Origin of the sequence: Streptomyces sp. NPDC101166, from assembly GCF_044768125.1 — a bacterium.
Classification (GTDB): domain Bacteria; phylum Actinomycetota; class Actinomycetes; order Streptomycetales; family Streptomycetaceae; genus Streptomyces.
Genome location: NZ_JBIWPF010000035.1, coordinates 1 through 19,011, shown reverse-complemented (window position 1 = coordinate 19,011; position 19,011 = coordinate 1). Strand labels below are relative to the sequence as shown.

General features: G+C 73.3%; 18 protein-coding genes and 1 pseudogene. 9 read left to right on the top strand and 10 right to left on the bottom strand.

The features are described 5' to 3' along the window. The first annotated feature begins 215 nt into the window (after positions 1–215). Entirely contained in the window at positions 216–716 is a 501-nt protein-coding gene (locus ACIRS4_RS34880) for an NUDIX hydrolase (RefSeq protein ID WP_404203720.1), read from the top strand. 59 nt (positions 717–775) lie between these two features. After that, on the top strand, positions 776–2,281 hold the full coding sequence (locus tag ACIRS4_RS34875) for a metallophosphoesterase family protein (RefSeq protein ID WP_404203718.1): 1,506 nt from the start codon (positions 776–778) through the stop codon (positions 2,279–2,281). A gap of 39 nt (positions 2,282–2,320) precedes the next feature. On the opposite strand, the gene ACIRS4_RS34870 is transcribed toward ACIRS4_RS34875, so the two are convergent. From ACIRS4_RS34870 to ACIRS4_RS34855, 4 genes are all read right to left on the bottom strand, one after another. After that, positions 2,321–3,310 (bottom strand): TauD/TfdA dioxygenase family protein, encoded by a 990-nt coding sequence (locus ACIRS4_RS34870; protein WP_404203716.1) that lies wholly within the window; start codon positions 3,308–3,310, stop codon positions 2,321–2,323. A gap of 92 nt (positions 3,311–3,402) precedes the next feature. Continuing rightward, on the bottom strand, positions 3,403–5,751 hold the full coding sequence (locus tag ACIRS4_RS34865) for a SpoIIE family protein phosphatase (RefSeq protein WP_404203714.1): 2,349 nt from the start codon (positions 5,749–5,751) through the stop codon (positions 3,403–3,405). A gap of 61 nt (positions 5,752–5,812) precedes the next feature. Continuing rightward, positions 5,813–6,280 carry a peroxiredoxin gene (locus ACIRS4_RS34860; RefSeq protein ID WP_404203712.1) on the bottom strand — a complete coding sequence of 156 codons (468 nt, stop codon included), beginning with the start codon at positions 6,278–6,280 and terminating at the stop codon, positions 5,813–5,815. Continuing rightward, positions 6,277–6,714 (bottom strand): hypothetical protein, encoded by a 438-nt coding sequence (locus ACIRS4_RS34855; protein ID WP_404203709.1) that lies wholly within the window; start codon positions 6,712–6,714, stop codon positions 6,277–6,279. The genes ACIRS4_RS34860 and ACIRS4_RS34855 overlap by 4 nt, the downstream gene beginning before the upstream one ends. 266 nt (positions 6,715–6,980) lie before the next feature. On the opposite strand from ACIRS4_RS34855, the gene ACIRS4_RS34850 reads away from it, so the two are divergent. The 3 genes from ACIRS4_RS34850 to hemC all read left to right on the top strand — a co-directional run bounded on the left by ACIRS4_RS34850 (position 6,981) and on the right by hemC (position 9,943). Next, on the top strand, positions 6,981–7,940 hold the full coding sequence (locus ACIRS4_RS34850) for an ATP-dependent DNA ligase (protein WP_404203764.1): 960 nt from the start codon (positions 6,981–6,983) through the stop codon (positions 7,938–7,940). Positions 7,941–8,083: 143 nt separating this feature from the next. Continuing rightward, on the top strand, positions 8,084–8,860 hold the full coding sequence (locus ACIRS4_RS34845; RefSeq protein ID WP_404203707.1) for an NPP1 family protein: 777 nt from the start codon (positions 8,084–8,086) through the stop codon (positions 8,858–8,860). A 147-nt stretch (positions 8,861–9,007) separates the two neighbouring features. Continuing rightward, the gene (gene hemC, locus ACIRS4_RS34840) at positions 9,008–9,943 is read left to right on the top strand and encodes a hydroxymethylbilane synthase (RefSeq protein WP_404203705.1); all 936 of its coding nucleotides are present in this window, start codon (positions 9,008–9,010) and stop codon (positions 9,941–9,943) included. A gap of 12 nt (positions 9,944–9,955) precedes the next feature. On the opposite strand, the gene ACIRS4_RS34835 is transcribed toward hemC, so the two are convergent. The 4 genes from ACIRS4_RS34835 to ACIRS4_RS34820 all read right to left on the bottom strand — a co-directional run bounded on the left by ACIRS4_RS34835 (position 9,956) and on the right by ACIRS4_RS34820 (position 12,801). Beyond that, positions 9,956–10,477: a hypothetical protein gene (locus ACIRS4_RS34835; protein WP_404203703.1), complete on the bottom strand. Its 522-nt coding sequence runs from the start codon at positions 10,475–10,477 to the stop codon at positions 9,956–9,958. 191 nt (positions 10,478–10,668) lie between these two features. After that, positions 10,669–11,529 (bottom strand): ABC transporter permease, encoded by an 861-nt coding sequence (locus ACIRS4_RS34830; protein ID WP_404203701.1) that lies wholly within the window; start codon positions 11,527–11,529, stop codon positions 10,669–10,671. Beyond that, on the bottom strand, positions 11,489–12,337 hold the full coding sequence (locus ACIRS4_RS34825) for an ABC transporter ATP-binding protein (RefSeq protein ID WP_404203699.1): 849 nt from the start codon (positions 12,335–12,337) through the stop codon (positions 11,489–11,491). The genes ACIRS4_RS34830 and ACIRS4_RS34825 overlap by 41 nt, the downstream gene beginning before the upstream one ends. Then, the gene (locus tag ACIRS4_RS34820) at positions 12,334–12,801 is read right to left on the bottom strand and encodes a MarR family winged helix-turn-helix transcriptional regulator (protein WP_404203697.1); all 468 of its coding nucleotides are present in this window, start codon (positions 12,799–12,801) and stop codon (positions 12,334–12,336) included. Before ACIRS4_RS34820 ends, ACIRS4_RS34825 begins: the two co-directional genes overlap by 4 nt. Before the next feature lie 263 nt (positions 12,802–13,064). Here ACIRS4_RS34820 and ACIRS4_RS34815 point away from each other — a divergent pair, with 263 nt between their 5' ends. Both ACIRS4_RS34815 and ACIRS4_RS34810 read left to right on the top strand, forming a co-directional pair. After that, complete coding sequence (locus ACIRS4_RS34815; protein WP_404203695.1) at positions 13,065–13,856, top strand: SigB/SigF/SigG family RNA polymerase sigma factor; 792 nt, start codon at positions 13,065–13,067, stop codon at positions 13,854–13,856. 212 nt (positions 13,857–14,068) lie between these two features. Further along, positions 14,069–14,863: pseudogene (locus ACIRS4_RS34810) on the top strand (VOC family protein); the annotation flags it as partial. Between the two features lie 70 nt (positions 14,864–14,933). Here the strand turns inward: ACIRS4_RS34810 and glgX are convergent. Both glgX and ACIRS4_RS34800 read right to left on the bottom strand, forming a co-directional pair. After that, positions 14,934–17,051 (bottom strand): glycogen debranching protein GlgX, encoded by a 2,118-nt coding sequence (gene glgX / locus ACIRS4_RS34805; RefSeq protein WP_404203693.1) that lies wholly within the window; start codon positions 17,049–17,051, stop codon positions 14,934–14,936. A gap of 26 nt (positions 17,052–17,077) precedes the next feature. Continuing rightward, the gene (locus ACIRS4_RS34800) at positions 17,078–17,590 is read right to left on the bottom strand and encodes a pep a2 (protein ID WP_404203691.1); all 513 of its coding nucleotides are present in this window, start codon (positions 17,588–17,590) and stop codon (positions 17,078–17,080) included. 378 nt (positions 17,591–17,968) lie between these two features. On the opposite strand from ACIRS4_RS34800, the gene ACIRS4_RS34795 reads away from it, so the two are divergent. After that, on the top strand, positions 17,969–18,265 hold the full coding sequence (locus ACIRS4_RS34795) for a DUF5133 domain-containing protein (protein WP_404203689.1): 297 nt from the start codon (positions 17,969–17,971) through the stop codon (positions 18,263–18,265). Positions 18,266–18,351: 86 nt separating this feature from the next. Beyond that, positions 18,352–19,011, top strand: a 660-nt coding sequence (locus tag ACIRS4_RS34790) for a maltotransferase domain-containing protein (RefSeq protein WP_404203687.1), incomplete at its 3' end; no start/stop codon positions are given.

Sequence of the window (19,011 nt, the reverse complement as noted above, 5' to 3'; positions counted from 1 at the left end):
CGCTCCCCGGGCGCTGCCCGGGCTGACGGCGACGTCCCGCACTCGGAGGTGTTTCCGGGTGCGGGACGCCGGCCCGTGGGGGGCGTCGGGTGGGCGAGGCTGCCGTTGGGGAGGATGACAGACTTGTCGAGTCCATGTCACCACGACCTCGCCGCTTCAAGGGATATCCCTCGGTACCGGCCACGCCCGCGATCAGTACGTCTACGCTGTCGCCCATGCCAAGGACCGGCGATCACGTCGTGGTCGACCCCGGCGTGGTGCTGCCCACGCCCGCGAACGATGAGATATGGACCGTCGGCGCGGTGATCCTGGACGAGCGGGGCCGCGCCTTCGCCCAGCGACGCGGCCCCGACCGGGCCCTGTTCCCCGGCGCCTGGGACATCGTCGGCGGCCATGTGGAGCCCGGCGAAACGCTGTTGGAGGCGCTCGCCCGCGAGGTGCGGGAGGAGACCGGGTGGCGGCTGCGCCGGCTGCGGCGCTTCCTCGGCGTCACCACCTGGACCGGCGACGACGGCGGCGGTCTGCGGCATGAGGCGGACTGTCTCGTGGAGGTCGAGGGCGACTTGACCGCGCCGGACCTGGAGTGGGACAAGCACTCCGCCTACGACTGGTTCGGTCCCGCCGATCTGCATCGGCTCAAAGAGCACCTGTCCCCCGGGCAGTTCCTCGTCCACGACCTGATCGCCCGGGTGCTGGACGACGCCGCAGGGCGGTGAGACGGGGCTTTCGAACGGGCCCCGTAGGGGTGGTCGTAGATCGTTGCTACGGTGCACCGGTGGTCAACTCCTCACGTGACACCGCCGAAGGCGCCGGCTGGGGCGGCTCCGAGCGCGGTGCGTACCAGCAACTCATGCCGGGCGAGGTCGAGAAGATCTCGTGGCTGGACCCCAGGATGCTCTGGGCGGCGCGCAACGGCGTGCTCGCGTCCTGGTTCGGCGACCCCACCGGCCGCACCCGCGGGCGGTGGACGGCACAGCGGGCGGCGGCCGGAGCGCCGGCCGACAAGGTGATCCGGCGCTCCGACCCGGACCGCTTCTCCTTCATGGTCATCGGTGACACCGGTGAGGGCGACGACCCCCAGTACGCCGTCGTGCCGGGCTTCCTGAAGGTCGCTCAGGACACCAGCTTCGCGGTGCTGGCCAGTGACGTCATCTACCCCGTCGGCAGCGCGGACGACTACGACGCCAAGTTCTTCCGGCCGTACCGGGACTACCCCGCGCCGATCTACGCGATACCCGGCAACCACGACTGGTACGAGGACCTCGGCGCGTTCATGCGCGTCTTCTGCGGCGACGCCCCGCCCCTGCCCGCCGAGCCGAAACCCCGGCCCCTCACCCGGGCCTGGCTGCGCTCACTGCTGTGGCACCGGCCCCGCCCCGGCGACGGTCAACACCTCACAGAAGCAAGGGCGTTGCGGTCCGCGCCCGGCCAACAGGCCGTACAGCCCGGCCCGTACTGGGCGATCGACGCCGGCCCGGTGCGGATCGTCGGCATCGACACGGGACTGCTGGGCACCGTGGACGCCGAACAGGGCGCGTGGCTGCGGGAGGTGTCGCGCGGGCCCCGTCCGAAGATCCTGATCACCGGCTCCCCGCTCTACGTCGACGGTGAGCACCACCCCTGCCCCGTCGAGGGCGGCGGCACGGTCGACGAGATCGTGCGCGACCCCGCCCACCACTACGTCGCGGCGATCGGCGGCGACATCCACAACTACCAGCGTTATCCGGTGCGTCTGGCGGACGGCCGCACCCTTCAGTACGTCGTCGCGGGCGGCGGCGGCGCGTTCATGCACGCCACCCACACCATCCAGCGCGTCGACGTCGGCGGGGTCACCGAGTCGGACTTCCGCTGCTACCCGCTGCGCGGCGACTCCCTCGCCTTCTACAGCCGTCTGTACGGCCGCAGACTGCGGCTGCGCCGCTTCTTCACGCTCACCGAGGCCGAGGCCACGGCGGTGGTCGCCGAGCGGCTCGGCATCCCGCCCACCCGCGCGCCGGGCGGCCCGGTCCGGCTCACCCGGCGGATCCGGCTGGTGGCGAGCCTGCTGGGCGCGGGGCGCCGCCCCGACCGCGCGGCGCGCTTCCGGCTGCCCGTGCGCAAGATCTACACCTCGCTGTTCTCGCCGAGCTCGGCGACGTACAGCCCGCCGTTCTTCAAGTGCTTCCTGCGTCTGGACGTCACACCCGAGAGCGTCCGGCTGCGCTGCCACGCGGCCACCGGCAACCGCGTGCAGGAGCTGCACCCGCCGGTGGAGGACGAGGTCGTCATCCCGCTGAACTGATCACACTCCCGCCATGCCCCCGGCCGGGCGGCGGCAGTCTCACCAGCGGCCGGGCTCGGTCCCGGTGACCGGTCGCGACGGCTTCCCGTCCACGCCGACGGGCACGTCCCCGGCGAGCATCACCCGGTGCATCGTGCGGGGGAACCCGAGGTGGGCGTTGTCGGAGGGGGCGAGGTGGATGGTGGCGCGGTTGTCCCAGAAGGCGACGCTGCCAGGCTCCCAGCGGAAGCGGACCGTGTACTCGGGCCTGGTCGCCTGTTCGAGGAGCAGTTCCAGGATCGTCGCGCTCTCCGGGCGGGAGAGCCCGGTGATCTGCTCGACGTAGTAGCCGTTGACGAAGAGGACGCGCTCGCCGGTCTCGGGATGGACGCGCACCAGGGGATGGACGGAGGCCACCTGGCGCTCCAGCAGGTGGCGGGCGTAGGCGTCGTCGCCGGGGCGGGGCTGGTAGCCGACGCCGAGTCGGTGCTCGGCGCGCAGGCCGTCGGCGAACTCCCGTAGCGGCGCGGAGAGTCCGGCGTAGGCGGCGGCCAGGTTGGACCAGGTGGTGTCGCCGCCGTACGAGGGCACGGTCTCGGCGCGCAGGATCGTCGCGGCCGGCGGGTCGACGCGGGCGCCGTGGTCGCAGTGCCAGCCGCGCAACAGGCTGTGACGGCGGCGCCGGAGCCACTCCTCGTGGTCCATTCCGAACCTGCCGCCCAGTTCCAGCCGGTCGGCGGTGGTCTCGATCTCGGGCACGCCGGGCGGTGAGGCACTGCCGCGCCTGGGCAGCACCACCGGCTCGCCGAAACGGCGGGCGAAGGCCACGTGCCCGGCGTGGTCGAGGCGCTGCCCGCGGAAGAACACGACCTTCCAGCGCAGCACCGCGGCCCGGATCGCCTTCGTCTGCGCGTCGTCGAGGTCGGCGGCGAGGTCGACGCCCGAGATCTCCGCGCCGATGTGCCCGGCGACCGGGTTCACCTCCACCCCGGCCGCCCGGGCGGCCTCCTCCCACGCCCCGCTCTGCGTCACGGGGGACTTCGTCGTCATAGGTGCTCCATGGTCGTCGTGGGGTGCGGCCGTGCGTGCCGCCCGCCGGCTTCCTGCCCGGCATCGGCGGCCGGTCAACCCCGGCCGGGCGCTCAGAACGGCGGCGGGAGGGTCTGCTCGCACCAGATCGTCTTGCCGCGGGTCGTCTGGCGGCTGCCCCAGCGCTGGGTGAGCTGGGCGACGAGGAGGAGACCGCGGCCCCCTTCGTCGAAGGCGTGGGCGCGGCGCAGGTGCGGGGAGGTGGAACTGCCGTCGGAGACCTCGCAGATGAGGCTGCGGTCGCGGATCAGCCGCAGCTGGATCGGAGGTTCCCCGTAGCGGATGGCGTTGGTGACGAGTTCGCTGACGACGAGTTCGGTGACGAACGCGGTCTCCTCCAGCCCCCACGCGGTGAGCCGTTCCGTCGCGGCCTGCCGGGTGGCGGCCACCTCCGCGGGGTCGGGCGACACGTCCCAGGTGGCGATCTGGTCGGCGCCGAGCGCACGCGTGCGGGCCAGCAGCAGGGCGACGTCGTCGCCGGGTTCCTCGGGGAGGACCGCCTTGAGGACGGTGTCGCACAGGGCGTCGAGGGTGGCGGCGGGCGCGGTGAGCGCGCTGCACAGTTCGGCGGTGGCGCGGTCGACGTCGCGGTCGCGGTCCTCGATCAGGCCGTCGGTGTAGAGGGCGACGACGGAACCCTCGGGGAGTTCCAGTTCGGTCGCCTCGAAGGGCAGGCCGCCCACGCCGAGCGGGGGCCCCGGGGTCATCCCGATGAGGCGGGCCCCGCCGTCGGGCAGGACCACGGCGGGGGCGGGGTGGCCGGCGGAGGCGACGGTGAGACGTCGGGTGACGGGGTCGTAGACGGCGTAGAGGCAGGTCGCGCCGAGTTCGGCCACGTCGTCGTCGCCTTCCTCGTCGTAGGCGGCCAGATGGGTGACGAGGTCGTCCAGATGGGTGAGGAGCTCGTCGGGCGGCAGGTCCACGTCGGCGAGGGTGCGCACGGCGGTGCACAGGCGGCCCATGGTCGCCGTGGACGGGATGCCGTGGCCGACGACGTCGCCGACGACGAGGGCGACGCGGCTGCCGGAGAGGGGGATGACGTCGAACCAGTCGCCGCCGATGCCGGCCGTGGAGCCGCTGGGCAGGTAGCGGTGGGCGACCTCGACGGCGGCCTGGCCGGGCAGGCCCCTGGGCAGCAGGCTGTGCTGGAGGGCGAGCGCGGTGGTGCGTTCGCGGGCGAAGCGGCGCGCGTTGTCGATGCAGACGGCGGCGCGGCTGGCGACCTCCTCGGCGAGCACGACGTCGTCGTCGCCGTAGTCGTCGGGGTGGGCGATGCGGACGGCCACGGCGACGCCGAGCGTGGTGCCGCGGGCCCGCAGCGGCACCGCGAGCACCGAGTGGGCGCCGAGGCGGTGGCGCAGTCCCTGGGGGGCGCGCCTGTTCCGTTCGGCGACGTACCGCATGAACGCGGGCTCGCCGGCCTGGCTGAGGACGGCCCGTCCGAGCCGCAGGGCCTGCGCGGGCGGCGTGGCGGCCGGATAGATGTCCGTCTCGCCCAGGTGCACGGCCGCTTCCGGGGTGCCCTCGGTGACGGAGCCGTGGGCGACGCGGCGCAGGACGATGTCGCCGTCCGGGACGCGGGGCGGCTCGTCGGCGCCGAGGACCCATTCGAGCAGGTCGACGCTGGCGAAGTCGGCGTACCGGGGCACCAGGAGTTCGATCAGCTCCTCGGCGGTGCGGGCCACGTCCAGGGTGGTGCCGATGGCGGCCGCCGCCTGGTTGACCAGGGCGAGGCGCTGCCGGGCCCAGTACTGGTCGCTGCTGTCGAACGCCGCGAGGGCGACGCCCCGCACGTCGCCCTCGACGCCGCGCACCGGCCACATCTCGACGGTCCAGGCGTGCTCCCGGTTGAGGGCGGGGGCGCCGGTGTAGCTCTCGTAGCGGACGGGGTGGCCGGTCTCGGCGACCTGGCGCAGGTGGTAGTTGAAACCGCGGCTGTGCTGGGCGTCCTCGACGGTCTCGGGGAAGTGCCGGCCGAGCAGCACCTCCTCCGGCACGCCCATGACCCGGCAGGCCTCGCCGTTGACGCGCAGGTAGCGCTGGAGGGGGTCGAAGACGGACATGGACATGGAGGCCTGCTCGAAGGCGAGGCCGGCGAGGGTCGGCTCCGTCCGGGGGGCCGGGGCGGCGGTGACGGTGAGGCCGGCGGGCCGGCCGCCGGGGCCGAGGACGGGGCAGGCGGTCACGGTGACGGTGACCGGGTCGCCGTCGCGGTGCCGTACGACGACGGGGCCGGTCCAGGCCCCGTCGGTGCGCGTGGGCAGGGCGTCGGCGAGGAGCTCGGCCGCCGGCCGGCCCACCGCCTCGTCGGCCGGATAGCCGGTGAGCAGCCGGGCGCCCTCGCTCCAGCCCGTCACGACGCCCCGGGCATCGATGACGGCCACGGCGGCGACTTGCTCCATGTCGTCCAGAATGGTCCCTTAGGTCCGCCGCATCAACCGCGCCCCTGCAGGGACCGGGGCCTCAGGTCCGGTGGGCGCGCAGGGCCTCCAGGGCGCGGTCGGCGTGGGTGTTCATGCGCAGTTCGCTGTGGACGGCCTCCAGGACGGTGCGGTCCTGGCCGATGACGAAGGTGGCCCTCTTGGTGGGCGCCAGGGAGAAGCCGCGCTTGACTCCGAACCGGTCGCGCACCGCGCCGTCGGCGTCGGAGAGCAGGGTCATGCCGAGCGTGTGGCGGCCGGCGAACTCCTGCTGGCGGTCGACGGAGTCGCCGCTGATGCCGACCGGCCGGGCCCCCACGGCGGCGAACTCGGCGGCGAGATCGCGGAAGTGGCAGGCTTCGGCGGTGCAGCCGGGGCTGAGGGCGGCGGGGTAGAAGAAGAGGACCACGGGCCCGTCGGCGAGCAGGTCGGTGAGGGTGCGCACCGTCCCCGTCTCGTCCGGGAGGGCGAAGTCCTCGACGCGGTCACCTGTCTGCGGAGCCTTGCTCACGACTGTCCCTTCGTCGTCGACACGGTACGGATCGCGCTGTCGGCCGCGGCGCGCGCGGCGGCCCGGTCCGCCTGGCGGGCGACGTTGCGGGCCCACAGCACGAGGGGCGCCTGGAGGGGCAGCCGGGCGATCGCCGCCGCCTTGACGGGGGTGGGGCGGTGCAGTCGGTCGACGGCCATCTTCACGTTGGCGGGAAACACGCCGACGAAGAACGCAGCCGTGGCGAGCGCTGCCGCCTTGCGGGTCCTCGGCGCCGCGAGGCCGGCCGCCAGCGCCAGCTCGGCGACGCCGCTGCCGTAGGTCCAGGCGCGGGGCGAACCGGGCAGCGCGCGCGGGATCGTCGCGTCGTAGGGGCGCGGCACCGCGAGGTGCGCGATGCCCGCGGTGGCGAGCAGCCCCGCGAGCAGCAGGGGTGAGCGTTCGGACCGGGGCACGGTTCCTCCTCCGACGGCCGGCCCGCGCTCCGGCGGCCGGCGCGCCCTCTGACGGCCTGGCGCGCGATATTACGCGAGAGTAGGGATCGTCCCGGCGGCGGGGCCTCCCCCCACTCGCTCGACGAGCTGGGGGGGGCGGCCAGGGCGTCCTGAAGGATCACGCGGGGCGCGGCGGCCCCCGTTCAGGGGAACCCCGCACGTCGTGGGCGTGCCGGTGCGCGGGCCCGGTGACATCTGAACCCGTGACGCTGCCGTTCATCGCCCCCATGCTCGCCACCCCCGGCGCCCTGCCGCCCGTCGCGCAGGACGCCCGCTGGGCCTACGAGACCAAGCAGGACGGGCAGCGGGCGGTGGTCTACCTCCCCGGGGACGGAAGCGTGGTGCTGCGGGCCCGGTCCGGGGAGGACATCACCGCCGCCTACCCGGAACTGCGCCCGCTGGGCGACGCGCTGGGCCGCACGGCCGCCGTCCTCGACGGGGAGGTGCTGGCGCTCGACGACGAGGGCCGCGCCGACTTCCAGCTGCTGCAGCCCAGGATGGGACTGGTCCAGGCCCCGGCCAGGGCGGCGCGACTGGCGGCGACGGCCCCCGTGCACCTGGTGCTGTTCGACGTGATGCACCTGGCGGGCCGCTCGCTGACCGCCCTGCCCTACACACGGCGGCGGGTCAGGCTGGAACGCCTCGCTCTCCAGGGGCCGTTCTGGTCCACGCCGGGCGCGCTGGTCGGCCACGGCCGCGAGGCGCTGGAGGCGACCCGCGCGCACGGCCTGGAGGGGCTGGTGTGCAAGCGGCTGGACTCGGCGTACGAGCCAGGCGTCCGCTCCCGCGCCTGGATCAAGATCCGCAACATGCGCACCGCCGACGTCCTGGTCGGCGGCTGGCAGCCGGGCAGGGGCCGGCTCACCGGGCTGCCCGGCGCCGTCCTCGTCGGACAGCGGGCGGCCGGGCGGCGACTGCGGTACGTCGGCAGCGTGGGCACCGGCTGGAGCGAGGCCGAACGGACCGAGCTCGCCGCGCTGTTGAGGGCCGCCGCGACCGACGTGTGCCCCTTCGACCCGGCCCCCTCGGCGCCCGGCGCGCACTGGGTGCTGCCCCGCCTGGTGGGTGAGGTCCGCTTCAGCACCCGGACGCGGGCGGGACTGCTGCGCCAGCCGTCCTGGCTGCGGCTGCGGACCGATCTGACGCCCGAGGAGTCGGCGGCCGACCTTCCGGACACACCGGCATGACACGGCATCAGGCGACCGGGTGTCAGCCCTGTCTTCACCACCGATACGCCTCCCCCTCTTGGCGCGGACATGAAAAGCGTGGAAGCTGAACCTCCTTTTGGCCCACAGCCGTTCGGCTGCGCCCGGATCTGGAGGAGGACGCAGTGGCGTCACCCACGTTCAAAGCCCACCGCAGGAGATGGCTCACCGGTCTGACCGGCGCCGCCGCGCTCGTCCTCGCGGTGCCCTCGCTCGCCTGGGCCGCGCCTCCCCGGGCGCTGCCCCGCAACGCCGAGGCGGCGGAGCTGACGTACCAGCCCGCCTTCGACTACGACACGGACGGCTGTTACCCCACTCCCGCGATCGGCCCCGACGGCACGGTCAACGGCGGCCTGAAGCCGAGCGGTTCGCTCAGCGGCGACTGCCGGGACGCCTCGGACCTCGACAACACCAACAGCTACTCGCGCTACAAGTGCGACAACGGCTGGTGCGCGTACATGTACACCCTCTACTTCGAGAAGGACCAGGCCGTCGCGGGCAGCGGCATCGGCGGGCACCGGAACGACTGGGAACACGTCGTGGTGTGGGTGCAGAACGGCCAGGTCCAGTACGTCTCGACCTCCAACCACGGCGGGTTCACCGTGCACCCCGCGTCCTCGGTGCGCTTCGAGGGCACCCACCCGAAGGCCGTCTACCACAAGGACGGCATCAGGACGCACTGCTTCCGGCTCGGCAACTCGAAAGACGAGCCGCCGGAGAACCACAAGGGCGCCTGGCAGTACCCGGCCCTGGTCGGCTGGAACGGCTATCCGGCGGGCGTGCGCGAGAAGTTGACCTCGTACGACTTCGGCAGCGCCACCTTCGGCATCAAGGACGGCAGTTTCGCCTCCAACCTGACGAAGGCGAAGCCGGCCGGGATCACCTTCAACCCCAACGCCTGACCCCCGCCCGGGAGTCGGCGCGGTCCGGGGGCGCGGCCCGTTCGAGGCGCCCCCGGACCGGTGCGGCGCCGGCCCTCCGTCAAGGCGGCGGCCCGCTTCGCCCCGTCCGGCGAACGACGCCCTCCCGGAGGGTCTATGGTGTCCCGCATGTCCGTTCCGGAAGTGATCCGTATCGTCTCGCGCGACTCACCCATGGCCCTGGCCCAGGTGGAGCGGGTCCGCGCCGAGCTGTCCGCCCTGCGGCCCGGTGTGCGCACCGAGGTCGTCCCCGTGAAGACCACCGGCGACAAGTGGATGGGGGACCTGTCGCAGGTCGAGGGCAAGGGCGCGTTCACCAAGGAGGTGGACGCCGCGCTGCTGGCCGGCGAGGCGGATCTCGCGGTGCACTGCGTCAAGGACGTCCCGGCGGACCGACCGCTGCCCGCGGGCACGGTGTTCGCCGCGTTCCTGAAGCGGGACGACATCCGCGACGCCCTCGTCCACCCGGACGGGCTGACGCTGGACGAGCTCCCGCCGGGGACCCGGATCGGCACCTCGTCGGTGCGCCGGATCGCCCAGCTGGCCGCCACCCATCCGCAGCTGCGGTGCGTGCCGTTCCGCGGCAACGCCAACCGGCGGCTGGAGAAGCTGGCGGCGGGCGAGGCCGACGCGCTGCTGCTCGCGGTGTCCGGACTGGAGCGCATCGAGCGGCGGGACGTGATCAGCGAGGTGCTGTCGCCGGAGACGATGATGCCGCCGATCGGCGCGGGCATCCTCGCCCTGCAGTGCCGCCAGGACGACGCCGACCTCATCGACGTCGTCAGCGGGCTCGGCGACCCGGCCACCCACCGGGAGGCCACGGCCGAGCGGATGTTCCTGCATGTGCTCCAGGGCCACTGCAACAGCCCCATCGCCGGGTTCGCGCGGGTGGACCGCAGCGGTGAACTGTCCCTGCGGGCCTGCGTGTTCACCCCGGACGGCAAGATCCGGCTGAACGCCCACGAGTGGGCCGGCCGCCTCGATGCGGCCACGCTCGGCACCTCGGTGGCGGTGGCGCTGCTGCGTCAGGGCGCCCGCGAGATCATCGACGGCATCCCGCACTGACCCCTGGACGGCTCAGGCGGTGCCCTCTTCGGCCTGGTCCCGCAGGAAGTTGCTGACCTGCCGGGCCAGGCTGTCCCGGCCGGCGCCCGCCGTGGCGCCGGCGGCGGCCTCGTGCAGACCGACGCCGCCCACCCACATCCGGCGCCCGGCCCACTCCTCGTCCACCCGCAGCTGGATCTGGACGTCGACCTGGCCGAGCGCGGCCTCCGGTCCGGCGGCGTAGAGCACGGCTGTGGCCCGGCGCAGCGGGTAGACGTCGAAACCCTCGATGAACTGCGAGTTGCGCCAGTCGATGAAGGCGCTCTCGCCGTCGGCGCCGAGCCGCACGTCGATCTGCCCGTCCTCCAGGTGGACGCCGAAGCTGCGTTCCGCGCGGTTCTCCACGGTCACCCGGAGGCGGAAGTACGTCAGCCCCTCCGCCGCGTCGTCACGCCCCCGCGGCGGCTCCGCCCGCTCCAGTCGGTGGACGCGGACCCGCAGACCGGCATGCTCGTCGTACTCCTGCCAGTCCTCGACCACGTTCGGCTCGTACACAGTCCACCTCTCGACTTCTACGGGCTGCTTCCTATCCGTGTGCTCAGCGCACTGTCAAATGCGCGGAATGCGCTGTGGCCAGGCGGTTCACCCCATTTGATCGTCGATCAAGCGCTGCCCAGGCACGATTACCCGACGGGCCGTCGGAGGGAATCACCCGGGCGTGCCGCACATCACGTCGCCGGGCCGGATCAGCGGGCCAGCCGGCCCAGGAGGGCGGAGGCGGCGGCGACGCCGAGCGCGGCGGCGACGACCAGCACCGCGAAGTCGAGCGCGAGATGCGCCGGCGTGCCGAGGAGGAGCCCGCGCAGCGCGTCCACCTCGTAGCTGAGCGGGTTGGCCTTGCTGACGGCCTGCAGCCAGCCCGGCATGATGCCCACCGGGTACAGGGCGTTGGAGCCGAAGAACAGCGGCATGGTGATCGCCTGTCCGATGCCCATCAGCCGGTCCCGGCTCAGGACGATGCCCGCGATGGTCATCGACAGGCAGGAGAAGAAGGCCGAGCCGAGCACGACGATCGCGGCGACGCCGAGCAGCCTCAGCGGGTTCCAGGTCAGGGCGACGCCGAGCACGGCGGCGATGACGACCACGACGACCGCCTGGACCACCGACTTCACCCCGGCCGCGAACGCCTTGCCGGTGATGAGCGCGGTGCGCGGGGTGGGCGTGACGAGGAGCTTGTTCAGGACGCCCGCGTCCCGCTCCCAGATGATCTGGATGCCGTAGAAGATGGCGATGAACATGGCGGACTGGGCGATGATGCCGGGCGCCAGGTAGTCGATGTAGGGGACGCCGCCGGTGGGGATGGCCTTCAGGCGGGTGAAGGTCTGGCCGAAGATCAGCAGCCAGAGGGCCGGCTGGACGGCGCGGGTGTAGAGCTCGGTGCGGTCGTGGCGCAGTTTCTGCAGTTCGACCGCGCACATCGCGGCCACCCGGGCGGGCAGCAGCCGCCAGCCGGCGCGCGGCTCGGGGGGCCGCAGCAGCAGGTCGGCGCCGGGCGCGCGGGCGGTGTCAGCCGACGCGCTGTGCGGTGCGGCGGGTGCTCCGGACATCGCGGAAGCCTCCTGGGTCGTCGTCGAGGCCGCTGCCGGCGACGTCGCGGAAGACGTCCTCCAGGGTGGGCGGCGGGTCCGTGGCCGCCGCGCCCCGGCGTTCGCCGAGCCCGCGGCGCAGCGCGGCGGGGGTGCCGAGGGCGCGGACCCGGCCGCGGTGCATGAGGGCGACCCGGTCGCAGTACCGGTCGGCCTCGTCCATGTAGTGCGTGGTGACCAGGACGGTCATCCCGGTGGCCTCGCGCACGGCGGTGATGTGCTCCCAGACACTCGTGCGGGCTATCGGGTCGAGTCCGATCGTCGGCTCGTCCAGGATCAGCAGGCGCGGTGCGCTGACCAGGGCCTGGGCGAGTTCGAGCCGGCGGATCATGCCGCCGGAGTAGGTCCCGGCGAGCCGGTCGGCGGCGTCCGTGAGATCGACGGCGGCCAGGGCCTGGCTCACCCGTTCGGCGCGTTCGCGGCGGGGGACGTCGAAGACACGGGCGAAGAGGGAGACGTTCTCCCGGCCGGTGAGGTGGGCGTCGGCGGACAGTTGCTGCGGGACGTAACCGAGCAGCCTGCGGACGGCCATGCGCTCGACGGACGCGTCGTGACCGAAGACGCGCACCCGGCCGGGCGGGACGGGCAGCAGGGTGGTGACGCAGCGGATCGCCGTGGTCTTGCCGGCGCCGTTCGGGCCGAGCAGGCCGAAGACCTCGCCCGCCCGGACGGTCAGATCGAGCCCGTCGACGGCCTTGGTGTCCCCGAAGGCGTGGTCGAGCCCGGTGCAGGCGACGGCGGCGGGCGGGGGTTCGGCGGTGGTCGTCATGAGTCCTCGGCCTCCTCGTGCAGCTGGACGGCGAGCGAGCGCAGGGCGGGGAGCGCGGCGCGCAGCGCCTCCCGGTCGGCGGCGTCCAGTCGGGCGACATGGCGGCCGACGAGTTCGGCCCGGCGGCGCTGCCAGTCCCCGAGCCGGGCCTCGGCCGCCCCGGTGAGCAGCAGGCGGGCGGCGCGCCGGTCGGCGGGATCGGTCTCCCTGACCAGGTAGCCCTCCCCGACCAGGCGGTTGACCAGGGTGGACACGGAGTTCCCGGCGAGGTGCAGCTCCCCCGCGGCGTCCGAGACGCCGACGCCGGGGCGGGCGGCGACCAGGCGCAGCAGTTCGACCTCGGCGCCGCGCAGCCGCGGCAAGGTCAGGCCGGCCCGCAGCCGGCGGCGCAGCAGCCGCTGGAGGCCGACGAGCGCGTCGGCGAGCTCTTCCGGGAAGGTCTCGGCATCGGGTTCCTGGCTCACAAGGCCGAGATTACCTCTGTGTCAGAGCCAACGAGATCCAAGCCCACTTCAAGGTCGCGTCAAGGCACACCAAGAATGATCTGGACAAATAGGGCAGAATCGTTTCATAACCCCTGCAGCGGGAATCAGCAGGAAGTGCTTCGGACAGGAGGCACGTCCGTGGGATCCCGCCGTGCGGGCCGCCGCGGGTGCTCTCCGCTCGGTTCGCGCGCTCCCCACGGTGTCCGTCCATCCCCCGGCACCCCCTGAGGGAGGCACGCGCGATGCGTACCACCGTCAGAACCAGGCAGCACCCCCACGACGACGCCCCCGACACCACCGAGTCCTTCGCCCGTCTGGCCGGACTGCCCGACGGGCCCGAACGCCAGGCGCTGCGCGACGAGCTGGTGCGGCTCTGGCTCCCCATGGCCGAGCGGATCGCCGTCCGCTTCCGCGGCCGCGGCGAAGCGCTGGAGGACCTCTACCAGGTGGCTGCCCTCGGGCTGGTCAAGGCCGTCGACCACTACGACCCCGACCGCGGCCGCGCCTTCGAGGCGTACGCGGTGCCGACGATCACGGGCGAGATCAAGCGTCACTTCCGCGACCACATGTGGACGCTGCACGTGCCGCGCCGGGTCCAGGACCTGCGCAACCGGGTGCGGCACGCCGTCAAGGACCTGTCGCAGACGACCCCCGGACGGCCGCCGACGGTCCCCGAGATCGCCGAGTACGCGCAGCTCACCGAGGACGAGGTGCGCACCGGCATGGAGGCGCTGGAGTGCTTCTCCGCGCTGTCCCTGGAGGCGGAGATGCCCGGCACCGACGGGTACGCCCTGGAGGACGCCCTCGGCGACCCCGACCCCGGCTTCGACACGGTCGTCGACCGGGTGGCCGTGGCCCCCAGTCTGCGGGCGCTGCCCGAGCGCGAGCGGACCATCCTGTACCTGCGGTTCTTCGGCGGCATGACTCAGAGCAGCATCGCCGAGGAGCTGGGCATCTCACAGATGCACGTCTCCCGGCTGCTGAGCGGCTGCTTCGCACGGCTGCGCGAGGAGGTCGTCGCCGACGCGCGGTGAGCGGCCCGCGCGGAGGCCTTCCCGGACGCCCGTCCCCGACGCGGGGGCGGGCGTCGCCGTCACCTAGTCGGGTCAGTTTCACCGGCGGGTCCTCGCGGTACTCGTGGCACCCTCCCCTTGCCGCCGGGCCGCTCGGCGGGCGCCTTGCACGGGTCCGGCCTGACACTGGGAGGAGGGCCGGCCGCAGCCGACAGATCAGGAACGCGAGTGCCATGAACGATCACCCGACATCTGCCCCCGGTGCGACGGAGGTCGTCTCCACGCACTCCGTGTTCGGCGCGCCCTGCTGGGTGAGCCTGACCAGCCGAGACCTGGCGGCCACCCAGGACTTCTACGGCGCCGTCCTCGGCTGGCAGTGGCGCCGCGGCTCTCTGGGCGAGCACTTCCGCACGGCGCTGGTCGACGGGGTTCCGGTCGCCGGCGTCGCCGCCGTCGCCTCGATGTGGCAGATGGCGGTGGCCTGGACGCCGTACTTCGCCGTGCCCAGCGCGGACGTGGCGGCGGCTCGGGCACGGGAGCGCGGCGGAACGGCGGCCGTGGGGCCGATCTCGCTGCCCCCGGGGCGGGCGGCGCTGCTGGCCGACCGGGAGGGCGCGACTTTCGGCGTCTGGGAGGGGGCCCTGATGGGCAACTGGGAGGCCTGGCGGCAGGCGTCCCCGGCCTTCATCCGGCTGCACACCCGGGACGCCTTCGACTCCGCGATGTTCTACGGCGAGATCCTCGACTGGGCGACGGACCGGCCCGGCTGTTGCGAGGTGCACTACGAGGGCGGCGAGGTGGTGCTGCGCAGCCGGGGCGACATCGTGGCCCGTATCGAGTCCGGCGCGCTGGAGGCGGCCCCCGATCCGACGATCCGCCCGCACTGGCAGGTCCACTTCGCCGTCGCGGACGTCTCGGCGTGCGCCCGCACGGCGGAGAAGCACGGCGGCAGCGTCCTGTCGGAGACCGACGACGAGGCGGTCCTGCGGGACCCGGACGGCGCCCAGTTCACGGTCACCTCCCACCGCGGGGGGGGGGGCGCCCCCCCCCCCCCCGCCCGGGGGGGGGGGGGGGGCGGCGGCCCCCCCCGCGGCCCGGTCACCCCGCGCGGCGGGGCGGCCGGGTCAGCACCAGCAGGCTGCGGGACTCCACCGTCACCTCGGCGCCTGCCTTGTACTCCTTCTCGTCCGGGCCGCCGGACGGGGCCACGGTGTCGACGCACACCGTCCAGCGCTCCGCGTACTCGGCGCCCGGCAGGTGGAAGACGACGGGCTCCCAGTAGCTGTTGAGCAGGAGCAGGAAGGAGTCGTCGACGACGGGCCGGCCCCGCGCGTCGGGTTCGGCGATGGCGTCGCCGTTGAGGAAGACGCCGACGCAGTGGGCGTCGGGCCGCCGCCAGTTGTCGTCGGTCATCTCGCGGGCGTCCGGCAGCAGCCACACCAGGTCGGGCAGCGGCTGTCCGGCGTGGGTGACGGTCTCGCCGCGGAAGAAGCGGCGCCGGCGCAGCACCGGGTGGGCGGCGCGCAGGGCGACGAGGTGCCGGGTGAAGTCGGCCAGGTCGCGCTGCTGCGCCGTCAGCCGCCAGTCGATCCAGGAGACCTCGTTGTCCTGGCAGTAGGCGTTGTTGTTGCCGCCCTGGGTGCGGCCGAGCTCGTCGCCGTGGCACAGCATGGGGATGCCCTGCGACAGCAGCAGCGTGGCGATGAGGTTGCGCTGCTGGCGGGCGCGCAGTTCCAGCACGCCGGGGTCGTCGGTGTCGCCCTCGGCCCCGCAGTTCCAGGACCGGTTGACGCTCTCCCCGTCCCGGCCGTCCTCGCCGTTGGCCTCGTTGTGCTTGTCGTTGTACGAGACGAGGTCGCGCAGGGTGAAACCGTCGTGCGCGGTGACGAAGTTGACGCTGGCGCGCGGCCGGCGCCTGCTGTGCGCGTACAGGTCGGAGGAGCCGGCGAGGCGGGAGGCGAACTCGCCCAGGGAGCCGGGCTCGGCCCGCCAGAAGTCGCGCACCGCGTCGCGGTAGCGGCCGTTCCACTCCGACCACAGGGGCGGGAAGTTGCCCACCTGGTAGCCGCCCTCGCCGACGTCCCACGGCTCGGCGATCAGCTTGACGCGGCTGATCACCGGGTCCTGCTGGATGAGGTCGAAGAACGCCGACAGCCGTGACACCTCGTGGAACTGCCGGGCCAGGGTGGCCGCGAGGTCGAAGCGGAAGCCGTCGACGTGCATCTCGGTCACCCAGTACCGCAGCGAGTCCATGATCAGCTGGAGGACGTAGGGGTGCCGCATCAGCAGGCTGTTGCCGGTGCCGGTGGTGTCGTAGTAGTGCGCGAAGTCGCCGTCCACCAGGCGGTAGTAGGAGGCGTTGTCGATACCGCGGAAGGAGAGCGTGGGGCCCTTCTCGTTGCCCTCGGCGGTGTGGTTGTAGACCACGTCGAGGATCACTTCGAGGCCGGCCGCGTGCAGCGCCTTGATCATCGCCTTGAACTCGGCGACCTGCCCGCCCCGGGTGCCATGGGCGGCGTAGGCGTTGTGCGGGGCGAAGAAGCCGATGGTGTTGTAGCCCCAGTAGTTGGACAGGCCCCGGTCCGTGAGGACGCCGTCCTGCACGTACTGGTGGACCGGCATCAGCTCGACCGCGCTCACGCCGAGCGAGGTGAGGTGCCCGGTCACCGCCGGGTGCGCGAGACCCGCGTAGGTTCCGCGCAGTTCGGGCGGGACGTCGGGGTGCGTGCGGGTCAGTCCGCGCACATGGGCCTCGTAGATCACCGTGTCGGCGTAGGGGCGGCGGAGCGGCCGGTCGTCGCCCCAGTCGAAGGCGGGGTCGGTGACCACACCGAGCAGGGTGTGCCCGGCGCTGTCCTGGGGGTCGGGCCGGTCGCCGGCGCGCTCGAAGAGCGAGGCGTGGTTGTCGATCTGGCCGTCCACGGCGCGCGCGTAGGGGTCGAGGAGCAGCTTGGCCGGGTTGCAGCGGTGTCCGGCGGCCGGGGCCCACGGCCCGTGCACGCGGTAGCCGTAGCGCTGCCCGGGGCGCACCCCGGGCAGGTAGGCGTGCCACACGAAGCCGTCGACCTCGCTCAGCGGCACGGTGCGGGCGCCACCCTCGTCGTCGACGAGGACGAGGTCGACGCGGTGCGCGACCTCGCTGAACAGGGCGAAGTTGACGCCCTCCCCGTCGAAGTGCGCGCCCAACGGGTAGGGGTGCCCGCTCCAGACGGGCACCCCTGCGCTCCGGTTCGTCCGTGAGGTCACCGGGAGACCTCCACGACGTCGGCCGTTCCGTCGGCGGGGGCGGCCAGGGACGTCACCGGCAGCAGACGGGGCACCTTGAGCATCTCGCGCAGCCTCGGGACGGGCCGGGTCGGCACCAGCGGGACGCGTTCCCCGGCGCGGGCGCGCTGGGAGAACCAGATGACCGTGCTGCCGGCGGCGGTGGCGCAGCAGCCCCAGCCGTCGCTGGTGGCGGCGATGTGCTCCAGGCAGGCGCGCAGGTCCTGGTCCGGGCGCAGATCGCGGTCGTCGCCGCCGACGGCGGTGATCAGATGCTGGCGGTTCCACCACATCTCGATGGAGGTGCGCTTGTCCGTGGCGTGCTCGTCGATCGCGTTCAGCAGCATCTCCGTTCCGCGGCAGACGGGCTCGACGAGGCTCTCCAGATCCCAGTGCCGGAGGTGGGCGGCCAGGATGCGCCTGACCTGTCCGACCCGCTCCGGACTCACGTCCACGTCGAGGTGGTAGTAGCAGGGCACTGCGGTCTTCATCGTCGTTGGCTCCTCACCGGCGAGGCTCCCGCTCCGCCCGGCGCACGGCCGGACCCCGAACACGAAGGGTGAGCGTCGATCGCTCCTGAGTCACAACCACAGTGGGGCCGCTACGCCATTCGTGCAACACGAGCACACCACGACCAAGATCCAACAGGACGTTGGGTGGCGAGCCGTGCACCATAAGTGAAGGCCTCGGGAGGTTTGACGGTTCCGCACCTCTGCTCGGGGGTCCTTGCCGCTCGTGAGGCAGGGCCCCCAAGGGGTCCTTGCACTATGAGCCTCCGATCAGGGCGCGTGGTGCAGGGACCTCTGAAGGCCGACCCCGCTCGTCGCGGGGCGACGTACCTCTCGCACTCCCGGAAGGTGACCTGCGCCATGCTGCTACCAGCCAGGACCGAAGTGGCCAGATGTCTGCGCGGTTACCGCGCCTGGGAGCGGGCCATGCTCGCGAGCCCCGGGGACCTCGCGGTGCGCTCCTCGTTCGAGGACTGCGGATACACCCTGTGCGTGCTGATGGGCAAGCGTTGCGCGCGGGAGGCCGCGGACGCCGCCGAGCAGTACCTGCGGGGGGTCGTGGAGACCCGTGTGCGGCGTGGCGCGTCCCGCCGGACGAGCGGTGTCACCCGCCTCGCGGCGACCCGGCCGGTACCGCGCCTGGCCGCCGAGCGTTAGCAGTCAGCGCCCGCGCGTCGGCGGGCGCTGAACGACGGGCGACGGACGCCGTGTTCGGTCGCCTTTCCCAGTTGCGGAGGTGCAGCGTGAGGTCCACCAGAGCGATCGGCCGTATCCCGGTGCGGGACGTCCATCCGCGCGTGGATTGCGGCAGCAGGCCGGCCAAGTCCGTGTGCGGGGAGACGTTCCCGATCACCGCGACGGTCTTTCGCGAGGGCCACGACGCCATCGGCGCGAACGTGGTCCTCAAGGGGCCTGACGGCAGCCGCGGACCGTGGACCCCGATGCGCGAACTCGCCGAGGGCACGGACCGCTGGGGCGCCGACGTGACGCTGGACGAGGCGGGCCGCTGGACGTACACGGTGGAGGCGTGGAGCGACCCGGTCGCCACCTGGCGGCGCCAGGCCGAGATCAAGATCCCGGCCGGGATCGACACGGGTCTGGTCCTGGAGGAGGGCGGCCACCTGCACGAGCGGGCCGCGGGCCGGGTGCCGCGCGGGCCGGCGCGAGGGGTCGTGCGGGAGGCCGCGCGGACGCTGCTCGACGACTCGCTGCCGGTCGCCGAGCGTTACGCGGCGGCGCTCGCGCCCGCGGTGCGGGAGGCCCTCGACCGCCACCCGTTGCGCGAGTTCGTCACCGCCGGCCCCACGATGCCGCTGCTGGTGGAGCGTGAGCGGGCGTTGTACGGGTCGTGGTACGAGTTCTTCCCGCGGTCGGAGGGGACGGCCGAGCGGCCGCACGGGACG

Coding starts and splice junctions, on each gene's coding strand:
- ACIRS4_RS34795 (WP_404203689.1), top strand. CDS start 17,969: ATGCTGCTACCAGCCAGGACCGAAGTGGCCAGATGTCTGCGCGGTTAC.
- ACIRS4_RS34880 (WP_404203720.1), top strand. CDS start 216: ATGCCAAGGACCGGCGATCACGTCGTGGTCGACCCCGGCGTGGTGCTG.
- ACIRS4_RS34815 (WP_404203695.1), top strand. CDS start 13,065: ATGCGTACCACCGTCAGAACCAGGCAGCACCCCCACGACGACGCCCCC.
- ACIRS4_RS34850 (WP_404203764.1), top strand. CDS start 6,981: ATGCTCGCCACCCCCGGCGCCCTGCCGCCCGTCGCGCAGGACGCCCGC.
- hemC (WP_404203705.1), top strand. CDS start 9,008: ATGTCCGTTCCGGAAGTGATCCGTATCGTCTCGCGCGACTCACCCATG.
- ACIRS4_RS34800 (WP_404203691.1), bottom strand. CDS start 17,590: ATGAAGACCGCAGTGCCCTGCTACTACCACCTCGACGTGGACGTGAGT.
- ACIRS4_RS34865 (WP_404203714.1), bottom strand. CDS start 5,751: ATGGAGCAAGTCGCCGCCGTGGCCGTCATCGATGCCCGGGGCGTCGTG.
- ACIRS4_RS34870 (WP_404203716.1), bottom strand. CDS start 3,310: ATGACGACGAAGTCCCCCGTGACGCAGAGCGGGGCGTGGGAGGAGGCC.
- ACIRS4_RS34825 (WP_404203699.1), bottom strand. CDS start 12,337: ATGACGACCACCGCCGAACCCCCGCCCGCCGCCGTCGCCTGCACCGGG.
- ACIRS4_RS34830 (WP_404203701.1), bottom strand. CDS start 11,529: ATGTCCGGAGCACCCGCCGCACCGCACAGCGCGTCGGCTGACACCGCC.